Origin of the sequence: Nocardioides panacisoli, from assembly GCF_039537325.1 — a bacterium.
Classification (GTDB): Bacteria; Actinomycetota; Actinomycetes; order Propionibacteriales; family Nocardioidaceae; genus Nocardioides; species Nocardioides panacisoli.
This window is the reverse complement of record NZ_BAABAH010000019.1, coordinates 56,411-68,337: the sequence shown is the minus strand read 5'-3', so window position 1 is coordinate 68,337 and position 11,927 is coordinate 56,411. Positions and strand designations below refer to the sequence as shown.

The 11,927-nt window shown below is 69.8% G+C and carries 11 protein-coding genes; all 11 read right to left on the bottom strand.

The genetic code is table 11. The features are described from left to right. Window positions 1–26: 26 nt before the first annotated feature. Window positions 27–2,159: an excinuclease ABC subunit UvrB gene (uvrB, locus tag ABD709_RS19515; RefSeq protein WP_344778595.1), complete on the bottom strand. Its 2,133-nt coding sequence runs from the start codon at window positions 2,157–2,159 to the stop codon at window positions 27–29. 46 nt (window positions 2,160–2,205) lie between these two features. Next, the gene (locus tag ABD709_RS19510) at window positions 2,206–2,754 is read right to left on the bottom strand and encodes a carboxymuconolactone decarboxylase family protein (RefSeq protein ID WP_344778593.1); all 549 of its coding nucleotides are present in this window, start codon (window positions 2,752–2,754) and stop codon (window positions 2,206–2,208) included. After that, on the bottom strand, window positions 2,751–3,641 hold the full coding sequence (locus ABD709_RS19505) for an SDR family oxidoreductase (protein WP_344778591.1): 891 nt from the start codon (window positions 3,639–3,641) through the stop codon (window positions 2,751–2,753). The genes ABD709_RS19510 and ABD709_RS19505 overlap by 4 nt, the downstream gene beginning before the upstream one ends. An 11-nt stretch (window positions 3,642–3,652) precedes the next feature. Continuing rightward, entirely contained in the window at window positions 3,653–4,870 is a 1,218-nt protein-coding gene (locus ABD709_RS19500; RefSeq protein WP_425575197.1) for a phospholipase D-like domain-containing protein, read from the bottom strand. 84 nt (window positions 4,871–4,954) lie between these two features. Further along, window positions 4,955–5,503, bottom strand: a complete 549-nt coding sequence (locus tag ABD709_RS19495; protein WP_344778587.1) for a hypothetical protein — start codon at window positions 5,501–5,503, stop codon at window positions 4,955–4,957. Window positions 5,504–5,508: 5 nt separating this feature from the next. Continuing rightward, window positions 5,509–6,597 carry an MCE family protein gene (locus tag ABD709_RS19490; protein ID WP_344778585.1) on the bottom strand — a complete coding sequence of 363 codons (1,089 nt, stop codon included), beginning with the start codon at window positions 6,595–6,597 and terminating at the stop codon, window positions 5,509–5,511. A 1-nt stretch (window position 6,598) separates the two neighbouring features. Then, window positions 6,599–7,795 (bottom strand): MCE family protein, encoded by a 1,197-nt coding sequence (locus tag ABD709_RS19485; protein WP_344778583.1) that lies wholly within the window; start codon window positions 7,793–7,795, stop codon window positions 6,599–6,601. After that, entirely contained in the window at window positions 7,792–8,865 is a 1,074-nt protein-coding gene (locus tag ABD709_RS19480) for an MCE family protein (protein WP_344778581.1), read from the bottom strand. Before ABD709_RS19480 ends, ABD709_RS19485 begins: the two co-directional genes overlap by 4 nt. Beyond that, window positions 8,862–9,842 (bottom strand): MCE family protein, encoded by a 981-nt coding sequence (locus ABD709_RS19475; RefSeq protein WP_344778579.1) that lies wholly within the window; start codon window positions 9,840–9,842, stop codon window positions 8,862–8,864. The genes ABD709_RS19480 and ABD709_RS19475 overlap by 4 nt, the downstream gene beginning before the upstream one ends. After that, on the bottom strand, window positions 9,839–10,861 hold the full coding sequence (locus tag ABD709_RS19470; RefSeq protein ID WP_344778577.1) for an MCE family protein: 1,023 nt from the start codon (window positions 10,859–10,861) through the stop codon (window positions 9,839–9,841). Before ABD709_RS19470 ends, ABD709_RS19475 begins: the two co-directional genes overlap by 4 nt. Next, complete coding sequence (locus tag ABD709_RS19465; protein ID WP_344778575.1) at window positions 10,858–11,913, bottom strand: MCE family protein; 1,056 nt, start codon at window positions 11,911–11,913, stop codon at window positions 10,858–10,860. The genes ABD709_RS19470 and ABD709_RS19465 overlap by 4 nt, the downstream gene beginning before the upstream one ends. Between the last annotated feature and the right edge of the window lie 14 nt (window positions 11,914–11,927).

Below are 11,927 nucleotides of genomic sequence, written 5' to 3'. Positions count from 1 at the left end.
AGTGGGTCAGATGTCCTGGTCGGGCGTCATTTGGTCGCCTCGACCATCTGCCGGAGCTCCTTGCGGAGCTCGGAGATCTCGTCGCGGAGCCGGGCGGCCAGCTCGAACTGGAGCTCGGCGGCCGCGGCCTTCATCTGGTCGGTGAGGTCCTGGATCAGCTCCGCGAGGTCGGAGCTCGGCAGTCCGGCGAGCTCGGCGGCGTGGCCGCCGATGTCGCTCTGCCGCAGCGCGGGCGTGGGTGCCCCCTTGCGCGGGCGCACTCCCCCGGCGCGGCCCTTGACCCCGACGTCGGCCCAGGTCTGGAGGAGCTCCTGGGTCGTCTCGTCCTCGCGGGCGAGCATCTCGGTGATGTCGGCGATCTTCTTGCGCAGCGGCTGCGGGTCGATGCCGTTCGCCTCGTTGTAGGCGACCTGCTTCTCGCGGCGGCGGTTGGTCTCGTCGATCGCGGACGCCATCGAGGGCGTCACCTTGTCGGCGTACATGTGCACCTGGCCCGACACGTTCCGGGCCGCCCGGCCGATCGTCTGGATCAGCGACTTGTCGGAGCGCAGGAAGCCCTCCTTGTCGGCGTCGAGGATCGAGACCAGCGACACCTCGGGCAGGTCGAGGCCCTCGCGGAGCAGGTTGATGCCGACCAGGACGTCGTAGGCGCCGAGCCGCAGGTCGCGGAGCAGCTCGATCCGCTTGAGCGTGTCGACCTCGGAGTGGAGGTAGCGGGTGCGGATGCCGGCGTCGAGGAGGTAGTCGGTGAGGTCCTCGGACATCTTCTTGGTCAGCGTCGTGACCAGGACCCGCTCGTTCTTGTCGGCGCGGGTGCGGATCTCGTGGATCAGGTCGTCGATCTGGCCCTTGGTCGGCTTGATGACCACCTCGGGGTCGACCAGACCGGTCGGGCGGATGATCTGCTCGACGACGTCGCCGCGGACCTTGTCGAGCTCGTAGTCGCCCGGCGTGGCCGAGAGATAGATCGTCTGGCCGGTGCGGTCGAGGAACTCCTCCCACCGCAGCGGCCTGTTGTCCATGGCGCTCGGCAGCCGGAAGCCGTGCTCGACCAGGTTGCGCTTGCGGGACATGTCGCCCTCGTACATGCCGCCGATCTGGGGCACCGCGACGTGCGACTCGTCGATGACGAGCAGGAAGTCCTCGGGGAAGTAGTCGAGGAGGCAGTTGGGCGCCGAGCCGCGGCTGCGGCCGTCGATGTGCATCGAGTAGTTCTCGATGCCGGAGCAGCTGCCGACCTGGCGCATCATCTCGATGTCGTAGGTCGTGCGCATGCGGAGCCGCTGGGCCTCGAGCATCTTGCCCTGGCGCTCGAAGGTCGCGAGCTGCTCCTCGAGCTCGGCCTCGATCCCGGCGATCGCGCGCTCCATCCGGTCGTGGCCGGCCACGTAGTGGCTGGCCGGGAAGATGTAGAGCTCGGTGTCCTCGGTCAGCACCTCGCCGGTCACCGGGTGCAGCGTCATCAGCCGCTCGATCTCGTCGCCGAAGAACTCGATCCGGACCGCCATCTCCTCGTAGACCGGGAAGACCTCGAGGGTGTCGCCGCGGACCCGGAAGGTGCCGCGGGTGAACGCCATGTCGTTGCGGGTGTACTGGATCTCGACCAGCCGGCGCAGCACCGAGTCGCGGTCGTGCTCCTCGCCGACGCGGAGCCGCACCATCCGGTCGACGTACTCCTGCGGCGTGCCGAGGCCGTAGATGCAGGACACCGTGGACACCACGATGACGTCGCGGCGGGTGAGCAGGCTGTTGGTCGCGGAGTGGCGTAGCCGCTCGACCTCCTCGTTGATCGAGGAGTCCTTCTCGATGTAGGTGTCGGTCTGCGGGACGTAGGCCTCGGGCTGGTAGTAGTCGTAGTAGGAGACGAAGTACTCGACGGCGTTGTCGGGGAAGAGCTGGCGCAGCTCGTTGGCGAACTGGGCGGCCAGCGTCTTGTTGGGCTGCATCACCAGGATCGGGCGCTGCACCTGCTCGGCCACCCACGCGACGGTGGCCGTCTTGCCGGTGCCGGTGGCGCCGAGCAGGACGACGTCCTCCTCCCCCGCCTGGATCCGGCGGGAGATCTCCTTGATGGCCGCGGGCTGGTCGCCGGACGGCTGGTAGTCCGAGACCACCCTGAACGGGGCGACTCGGCGCTCGAGATCGGTGACGGGGCGCATGTCTTTCAGCGTACGGCGCCCCACGGACACCGCCGAGCCGGCTGGATCAGCGCGGTCGGTCCGGCTGGACCCGCAGGGTCTGGAGCACGGTCGCCAGCATGGCGTAGTGACCGACGAGGAGGACCAGCTCGATCCGCTCCTTCTCGTCCAGGAGCCGGCCGAGCTCGGCCCAGAGCACGTCGGAGAGGTCCTGGTCGGCGAGCAGCTCGTCGGCGGCCCGCAGCAGCAGCTGCTCCCGGTCCGTCAGGGAAGCGGGGAGCTCGGCTGCGGTGTCCTCGACCGCGGCGACCTCGGTCGCGTCGAGCCCGGCTCGCCGGCCGAGCCGCCGGTGCTGGACCAGCTCGTACTGCGAGCCGAGCCGCGCGGCGACCCGCAGGATCACCAGCTCGGCCTCCCGGCGGGCGAGCCGGCCGCCGGGCATCAGCCGGCCGGCGAAGTGCAGCCAGCCCCAGAACAGCCGGCGGTGCCGGCCGAGGGTGCGGAAGACGGCGGGCGGCTCCGTGCCGGTCACGCGGCCCGCCGCCCAGGCGAACGCCGCGACCGCGGGACCGGTCTCCCGCCAGGAGCCCGGCGGGACACGCGGCGCGTCACTCACCGCAGCTCCGCCAGGTCGCTGCGCCGTGCCCGCTCGACGGCCGGCAGGGCGCGGTTGGCGCCGTACCCGAGGACCCGCATGGCGAGGACGTAGCCGGGCGGGAAGTACCGCTGCACCCAGTGGACGAACCGGATGTCGAAGGACGTGTAGACCCAGTAGCGGTTGCGACGGACGCCCTTCCAGATCGCCGCGGCCGCGTGCTCGGGAGTCACCGCCCGCTTCTGGAAGCCGGCCCGGGCGCGACGGAACGCCTTGCTCTGGCTGTCGACGCCGGCGATCCGGATCGTCTCGACGAGGCCGGTGTCGACGCCGCCCGGGCAGACCAGGCTGACGCCGATCCGGTGCCGGCGCAGGTCGAAGCGCAGCACCTCGGAGACACCGCGCAGGCCGAACTTGCTCGCGCTGTAGGCGGCGTGCCAGGGCATCCCGATGATGCCGGCGGCCGACGACACGTTCACGAGCTGGCCGCCACGCCCCGCGTCGACCATCGGCGGCACGAACTCCTCGATGACGTGGATCGGTCCCATCAGGTTGACCTCGACCAGGTCCCGCCAGTCGGAGTGCTCGAGGCCGCGGACCGTGCCCCACCGGGCGATGCCGGCGACGTTGAGGACCACGTCCATGGACCCCGAGCGCGCGGCCACGACCGCGCCCAGGCGGCGTACGGCGTCACGGTCGGAGACGTCGGCCGGCTCGGCGACGGCGACCGTGCCACCGTCGGCCTCGATCTCGGCCGCGACCTTGGCGAGCGCGTCGGCGTCGAGGTCGGTGAGGTGCAGGACGGCGCCGGCGGCTGCGGCCTGCCGGGCCACGGCGCGGCCGATGCCGCTGGCCGCGCCGGTGACCAGGACCTTGCGCCCGGCGAGGTCGGGGACGGGTGGCTTCATGCGTCAGATCCCTACAGGAGCGGTCGGAGCGGCGCGAGGACGGCTTCGGTGAACTTGCGGTGGAGGTCGCGAGCCTCCCACTCGCCGCTGGTCAGCTCGAGGCAGTTGGACTCGTCGACGAGGAAGATCTCCTCGAGCTCCTTGGCGAGCCCGTGGTCGATCACCTCGACGTTGATCTCGAAGTTGCCCTGCAGGCTCAGCCGGTCGATGTTGGCGGTGCCGACCGTGGACCAGGTGCCGTCGACCGTCGCGGTCTTCGCGTGCACCATCGCGTCCCGGTAGCGCAGGATCCGTACCCCGGCGTCGAGCAGCTGGCTGAAGTAGCCGCGGGAGATCCAGTCCGCGACGATGTGGTTGGACTTGAGCGGCAGCAGCAGGCGTACGTCGACCCCGCGCTGCGCGGCGTCCTTCAGCGCGTCGACGAAGTCCTGGTCGGGCAGGAAGTAGGCCGTGGTGAGCCAGATGTTGCGGCTCGCGCGGTTGATGGCCTCGAGGTACATCGAGCGGATGGGGAACATCCACAGCCGCGGCACGTTCCGCTGGAACCGGACCCGGGGCTCCCAGGTCGAGGCGGTCTCCAGCAGCAGCGGCCGCTCGGACGCGCGGAACCGCCGGCGCCGGTTGAGGTTCCAGAAGTCGGCGAACGCGCGCTTGAGGTCCCAGACCGCCGGACCCGTGACCCGCACGTGGGTGTCGCGCCACTCGGTCTCGTAGGCGGACCCGATGTTGTAGCCGCCGACGAACCCCACCGTGTCGTCGACGACGAGGATCTTGCGGTGGTCGCGCCCGTAGCGGCGGAGGTCGAAGAACCGCCAGCCGGCGGCGTAGACGGGATAGCGCAGGACCTTCACCGAGGACGGGAAGCGCTGGAACGAGGGCGACACGACGAGGTTCGCGAAGGCGTCGTAGATGCAGTAGACCTCGACGCCGCGCGCCGCCGCGTCCGCGAGGGCGCGCTTGAACCGCTCGCCGGTGGCGTCGCCCTTCCAGATGTAGGTCTCGAACAGGATCTGCCGCTCGGCGCCCTCGATGGCCGCGAGCATGTCGTCGTAGAGGTCGCGGCCGAAGGTGTAGGTCGTGACCAACCCGTCGCCGACGACGACCTCACCGGGCGGCCGGGTCGGGAAGGGCTTCGGGCGCTTGCCGCGGCGCCGGTAGCTGTCGACGAGGGACATCCCGATCGCCAGGCCGACCTGCAGGCCGAGGACCGTGAGCAGGAGCCGGCGCATGAACGTCCAGACCCGCGCCGTCACCGATTCCCCGCTGAGCCGTGCCACGTCGGCAAATCTAGTGGTCGGCGGACCGCGAGCGTGTCACTGCGTCGTGACCGTGCCGGCCGGGTCGGGGATCCCGGACAGCTGGACGTTCGACGCGAGCCACCCGGAGTCGCTGTCGCCGGGGACCATCGTGAGCGTCGCCCACTGGTCCTCGGTCTTCTGGTTGTCCGATCCGTCGGTGATGGTCTGGTGCACGAACGCGACCACCACGACCGACGTGCCGTCGGCGCCGGGGCGGTACGCCGACTCCTCGACCTCGCCCTTCGCGACGACCTTGCCGAGCCGGACGACGCGCTCGATCTTGTCCTCGCTCCTCGCGAAGTTCTTCTTGACCTCGGAGTTGGTGAGCTGGTCGAGCCAGTCGTAGGTGTCGTCGACGTGCTGGTAGTCGTAGGTCGTCATGTCGACGAGCAGCTCGCGCGCGGCGGACTCCGCCGAGTCGAGGTCGCCCAGGCGGTCCTTGGCGTCGTCGCGCTCGTCCTTGGCGTCGTGCCAGGCCTTGAACAGAAGTCCCGCGGCCACCAGGGCCAGCACCAGCGCGACCACGAGGATCGCCGACAGCAGCTGGGAGCGCTTGTCCTGCACCCGCGTCACCGTACCGGCCCGGGTGCGTGGGCCGCGCCGCGCTGCAGCGTCGGGAACGACGCCGCGCAGTGCCCGCCGGTCTGGAACGGGTGCCGCTCGGGGTCCCAGGGAAGGTGGCGGGTCGTGCCGTAGTCGCACTTGCGGGTTCGGTGCGGGATGATCTGGACGTTCAGCCTCCCGTCGTGGAGCACCGCGATCAGGGCCCGCAGGCCCGGGCTGTACTCCTGCAGCAGGGTCCGCAGGTGCGGCTCGTAGGCCAGGAACATGTCGTCGAAGCTCACGCCGACCGACAGGAAGCCCGGGAGGACCTCCTCGGCGTCGTCGACGAGCGATCGGAGCTGCTTCAGCTGGCCGGGCGTGCGGTCGAGCACGTCACTGAACTCGGGCGTGTAGTTCTTCAGGAACGAGGCGAACTCCTTCGACCTCGTCGCCAGGGTGCGCAGCGAGGTCGCGTTGTCGTTGACGATCCCCAGGACCCGCCCGCCGTTGGTGATCACGCGGTCGGTCTGCGGCCAGATCTCGTCCAGCGTGGCGAGGATCTGGTTGCCCTGGTCGAGGATCTGGCCGAGGTCGTCGCCGGTGCCGGCGAGGCCGGTGCTCAGGTCCTGGAGGACGCTCTTGAGCTTCTTGTCGTCGATCTGGTCGAGGACCTTGTTCACCGCGACGACGGTGGAGCTCAGGCTCTTGGGGATGTCCGTCGACTGCGCGCTGACGGTGTCCCCGCTCTCGAGGTAGGGACCGTCGGCGGACTGCGGCTGGAAGTCGAGGTACTGCTCGCCGACCGGCGACAGGCTGCGCACCTTCGCCATCGCGTCCTGGGGAATCTTGGTCCCGGAGGTGATCTTGATCGTCGCCGCGACGCCGGAGTCGGTCGGCACGATCTGGGTCACCTTGCCGACCTGGACCCCGCGGTAGGTCACGTTGGAGCCCTCGAAGAGGCCGCCGCTCTGGGCCAGGTCGACGGTCACCGTGACCGGACGCGAGGTCAGCGGCTGGTCGAGCACGGCCGAGAAGATGTAGGCCACCGCGAACAGGAAGACGACCACGACACCCACGGCGCTGAGCACCAGCTTGTCGGTCAGGAGCTTGAGCATCTCAGTTGCCTCCACCGGTCAGGCCGCCGAGGAGGCCGTCCAGCCCCAGCAGGTCGTCGCTCGTGGACCCCGTCGATCCCGTCGGGTCCGACGGGCTCTTCGGGCTCTCGGGGCTCTTGGGCAGCAGACCGCCGAGCCCGAGGCCCTGGAGGATCTGGTTGACCTGGTCGGTCGGCAGCACGACCCCGATCAGGTCGAGCAGGTCGAGCAGCCCGCCGACGGGGCCGGTGCCGGTGATGCCGTCCAGGTGGAAGTTGATCTTGATGTTCAGGTAGTCCGTCGGGATCGCCTGCTTCGCCGCGGAGGCCGCCTCCTCGATCGAGCGGAGCATCGCGTCGAACCGGCCGCTGTTGGAGGACAGCTCGGCCAGCGTCGGCTCGACCTCTGCCAGCAGGTTCAGCAGCTGGGTCCGCGTCGCGTTCACGGTGCTGTTCGCGGCGCCCGAGAAGCGCTGCACTGCCTGCAGCAGCTTGGTGAAGCCAGGGGTCGCCCGCCGCAGCACCGCGGCCGCCGGCCGGATCTGCCGCATCGCGTCGTTGATGACGTCCTTGCGGTCGTTGAGCGTCTTCGACAACGAGTTGAGCGAGTTGAGCACCGCGTCGATGCTCTGCGTCGTCGAGTTCGCCTCGGTGAGGAAGGTGCTGGCCCGGTCGAGCAGGCCGCGGATGTTCTCCTCGTTGCCGCCGAGCGCCTTGTTCAGCTCGTCGGTGATGATCCGCAGCTGGTCGAGGCCGCCGCCGTTGATGAGCAGCGACGCCTCGGAGAGCGCGTCCTCCACGGTCGGGGCGGTCTCCGTGTCGGGAAGGCCGAGGGTCGCCCCGTCCTTCATCACCGGTCCGTCGGCCGGGTTGGTGACGTCGATGAAGAGCTCACCGAGCGGGGTCGTGTAGCGCAGTCGCGCGGTCGCGCCCTTGCGGATCTCGGCGTCCTTCTTGACGTCCATCGTGACGTGAGCCGTGTAGTCGTCGACCGTGATCGCGGTGACCTTGCCGCTGTCTACCCCGTTCACCTTGACCGGTGCGCCCTCGGCGAGGTTGAGGGCGTCCCTGAAGTCGGCCTTGAGCTCGATCTTGTCCCCGGACACGCCGGTGCCGGGGATCGGCAGGTCGCGCATCGTCGTGCTGCAGCCGGCGCCGGTGACCGTGACGGCCACGACGACGCTGACGGCGGCCACCCAGCGCCGGGCCCGCCCGTTCATCGGGCACCTCCCCCGACGGCCGGACCGGGCTGTGGGCGGCCGAGCGGCTGCAGGCTGAGCAGGTCGCACACGGCGGGCGGCAGCTTGTCGCAGACACCCTGCAGAAGGCCGCCGAGCGGCGCGAGGGCCAGCGGGTCGAGGACGGTCGGGAGCTTGTTGTCCGACGTCTTCGCGAGCTGGATGTTCTGCAGCGCGAGCGGCATGTCGCGGAGGATCTCCTGGAGCTGGTCCTGCTTGCCGAGCACGTTCCGCATCAGCCGGGTCGAGCCCCCGAGCGCGCGCACGATCTGGTCCCGGTTGTCGACCGCGAACCGGGCGACCTGGGTCACCGCGGTGTTCAGGGTCCGCAGCGCGGTCCGGAAGTTCGTCCGCTCCGAGGCGAGCAGATCGCTGGCCTTGGCGACCTGCTGGATGAAGGTCCGGGCCGTGCCCTCGTTCTGCGCGACCGTGCCGAGCAGGGTGTCGAGCGACTTGATGGTCGCAGCGACGTCCTCGCGCTGCGCGTTCAGGCCGTTCACCCCGTCCGCCAGCGAGTGGATGGTCTGGTTGAGCAGCGGCCCGCGTCCCTGGAGCGCCTTGGTGCCTGCGCTGATGAACCGCTTGACGGCGTCGATGGTGTCCTTGGACCCCGCGATGCCGGTCGCGAACCGGTTGAGCGACTGGAGGACCTGGTCGAAGTCGACCGGGGTGCGGGTCCGGTTCAGCGGGATCTCCGCGCCGTCCTTCATCTCCGGCCCGCCCGTGTAGACGGGCGTCAGCTCGACGTAGCGGTCGGTCGCCACCGAGCGCGCGACGACGACGGCGCCGGCGTCCTGCGGGATCTTGTAGTCGCCGTCGACCTCCATGGTCACCTTGACCCGGTCGCCGTCGGGCGAGATGTCGGTGATCTTGCCGACGACGACGCCGAGGATGCCGACGTCGTTGCCCTTGAAGAGCCCGGCGGAGTCCTCGAAGTAGGCGCTGATCTCCCGGGAGCCGGCGGAGCCGGGAAGCACTCCGCATCCGGACGTCGAGAACAGCACGGCTGCGATGACCGCGAGCGCGAGCCTGCGGAGTGTCGTCGTGCTCACTGGCAACCACCCCGCGCTCCGCACACCGAGTCGTCGGCCGGAAGGGCCGGGTCCTTGACGTAGAGGTCGACCCACGGCCCGTTGCCGAGCGCGTTGGAGACGTAGCGCAGCGACGGCGCCATCACGTCGACCACGTGGTCGAGGGTGTCCTTCTCGTTGTTGAGGAAGTCGATCACGTTGTTGAGGTCGACCAGGGCCGGCTTCAGCTGGCCCTTGGTCGACCGGACGACGGCCGTCAGCGACCGGGACAGCGAGGTGACCTCGATCAGCAGGCGGTGGATCGCCTCGCGGCGCGCGGTCACCTCCGAGACGACCAGGTTGGTCTGGCGCATCAGCTCGACGATGTCGTCGCTGCTGTCGGAGAGCTGGTCGCTCACGTTGCGGGCGGACCGGAGCAGCTCGCCCGCCTGGTCGGAGCGGTTCGCGATCACCTCGGACAGCCGCGCGACGCCCTGCAGCGCCGGCCCGATGTCGCCCGAGCTCGCGCTGAACGTGTCGGCCATCGAGGTGAGTGCCTTGGCCAGCAGCTGGGGGTCGAGCTTGTCGAGCGCCCCTGAACCGCTCTCGAGCACGTCCTGCAGGTTGTAGGGCACCTCGGTGCGGTCGATCGGGATCCGGGAGTCGGCCAGCGTGCCGGAGCCCTCCGGGTCGACCTCGAGGTAGTGGGTGCCGAGCAGCGTGGCCACCTTGACGCTGGCCGTCGTCCGCGAGCCGAGGGCGATGTCCTTGTCGACCACGAAGGTCACCTCCACGTGGTCGCCCTGGAGCTCGATCCCGGTGACCTTGCCCTTCACGACGCCGTGCACCTGCACGTCCTCGCCGTTGCGCAGGCCGGCCGTGTGCTCCAGCTCCGCCGTGTAGGTGCTGGTGCCGAAGTTCACGACGCTGAGCACGACCACGACGCCGGCGACGAGCAGTCCGACGGCGATCCCGACCAGGCCGACCCGGAACGAGTTCCACTCGTTGACGGGCTTCATGAGCACACCTCCGACCAGGGACCGTTGCCGCCGCTCAGGCTGAGCGGGACGGTCGCGGACCCGAGCCCGACGGCGAACGAGCAGACATAGACGTTCAGAGCGCTCTCGTAGGACGTGGCGCGGCCGAGCGACTCGAAGAGCAGCGCGAAGGCGGGCAGCGCCTTCTCGAGCTCCGCACGGGAGTCGCTGAGCTTGCCGGCGACGAGCCGGAGCTGCCGGGAGGTGTTGGTCAGCGGGACCCGTGCCTGCCGGAGCAGCGAGTTGGTCGAGCCGACGAGCTGGCTGATCCCGTCGATGGACGCGCCGATCGACTTCCGGTCGCGCGCCAGCCCGGTCATCATCTTCTTGAGCTCGATGACGGTCGAGGAGATCTGGTCCTTCTGGCTGGTCAGGTTGTCCAGGACCGGCTTGAGGTTGTCCATGACCTCGCCGATGACCTGGTCGCGGTCGGCCACGAAGTTCGTCAGCTGCGAGGTCTGCCGGAGGAGGGACTCGACCGTCCCGCCCTCGCCCTGGAGGACCTTGATGATCGAGGTCGCCAGGGTGTTGATGTCGCCCGGCTTGAGGACCTCGAACAGCGGACGGAAGCCGTTGAGCAGCTCGGTCAGGTCGAAGCCCGGGTCGGTCTGGTCGGTGCCGATCTCGGCCCCGGCCGGGAGCGCCTTGCCGAGCGGCTGACCCGGCTTCGGCGTCAGGGAGATGTACCGCTGCCCGAGCAGGTTCTCGTAGCGCATGCTGATCTCGGTGTTGTCGAGGATCGGCTGGTCCTTCTGGACGAGCAGGGTCACCTGGGCACCGTCGTCGGTGGCGTCGATGGACCTGACCTGCCCGACCCGGACGCCGGCCGCCTTGACGTCGTCGCCGACGCGCAGGCCGTTGACGTCGGTGAACTCGGCGTTGTACTCGATCGTGTCGCCGTTCACGCCGTTGTGCATCGTGTTCACCAGCAGCACCAGCAGCAGGATGCTGGCGAGCGCGAAGAGGAACACCTTGACGGCGACGCTGCGGATGCCGGTCACTGGCCGCCCCCTGCGATGGACGAGAGACCCGCGTTGGCGGCGGCGGAGCGGCCGTAGCCCGGGTGGCTGCTGTAGTAGGGCGGCAGGTCGGTGCGCAGGTTGGCGTCGACCTTGATGAAACCGTGCTCCACAGCGGCGTGGAGGATCCGGCCGGCGGCGAGGTTCACCGTGACCGCGTCGGTGATGCCGGCACGCCGGTTGTCGTAGATGGCGTCGACGAACCGGCCGGTGTCGTTGATCCAGGCGACGAGGTTGCGCTGGTTGCGGCTGAGGAACTGCTGCACGGTGTCCGCGAGGTCGGTGCCGCCGGCGATGAGCGACGTCAGGGCTGCCTCCTGGGTGACGACGGTGTTCAGGAACGGCAGGCTGTCGTGGGTCGCTTGGAGCAGGTCCGGCGCCACGTCGTCGACGACCCCGGTCGCGCTGGCGAGCGCGGAGAGGTCGCTGCGGATCGCCGGCATCCGGCCGTTGATACGGTCGAGGTAGGAGTTGATCGTCCGCACCGACTGGTTCAGCTGGTCGCCGCGCCCGTCCAGCGCCTCGGCCGCCGAGCCGATCGCCGAGGCAAGCTCCTTCGGGCCGAGCGCCTTGACGATGTGGTCGATGTCGTCGAGGGCCTGCTGCAGCTCCAGGGTGCCCTGGGTCTTGTCGGGCCGCACGACGTCGCCCGCCTCGATGTGGTCGCTGGACGGGGTGCCGTGCACGATCAGGTCGACGTACGTCGTCCCGAACACGGTCGCCGGGAGGATCCGGGCGACCACGTTGGCGGGGACGTGGTCGATGTCCTGGTCCGACATCTCGAGGTCGAGGCTGACCGCGCCGTCGTCGGCGCGCGAGATGCCCTTGACCTTGCCGACGATGACGCCGTTCATCTTGACGTCCGAGCCCGAGCGCAGCGCCCCGCCGGCGGTCGCGACCTCGGCGGTGACGTGCGGCGCCTGTCCGAACGTGCCGTTGCTGCGCAGCGAGACCAGGACGCCGACGAGGACGATGCCGACGACGACCACGACGCCCCGGCGGGCGAGCTGCTGGCGGGTGACGGTGCGGGCCATCTCTCTACGCGCCC

Bases quoted from the DNA above. Each gene is read 5' to 3' on its own strand.
- uvrB (WP_344778595.1), bottom strand. From the start codon at position 2,159: ATGCGCCCCGTCACCGATCTCGAGCGCCGAGTCGCCCCGTTCAGGGTG.
- ABD709_RS19505 (WP_344778591.1), bottom strand. From the start codon at position 3,641: ATGAAGCCACCCGTCCCCGACCTCGCCGGGCGCAAGGTCCTGGTCACC.
- ABD709_RS19500 (WP_425575197.1), bottom strand. From the start codon at position 4,870: ATGCGCCGGCTCCTGCTCACGGTCCTCGGCCTGCAGGTCGGCCTGGCG.
- ABD709_RS19490 (WP_344778585.1), bottom strand. From the start codon at position 6,597: ATGCTCAAGCTCCTGACCGACAAGCTGGTGCTCAGCGCCGTGGGTGTC.
- ABD709_RS19485 (WP_344778583.1), bottom strand. From the start codon at position 7,795: ATGAACGGGCGGGCCCGGCGCTGGGTGGCCGCCGTCAGCGTCGTCGTG.
- ABD709_RS19475 (WP_344778579.1), bottom strand. From the start codon at position 9,842: ATGAAGCCCGTCAACGAGTGGAACTCGTTCCGGGTCGGCCTGGTCGGG.
- ABD709_RS19465 (WP_344778575.1), bottom strand. From the start codon at position 11,913: ATGGCCCGCACCGTCACCCGCCAGCAGCTCGCCCGCCGGGGCGTCGTG.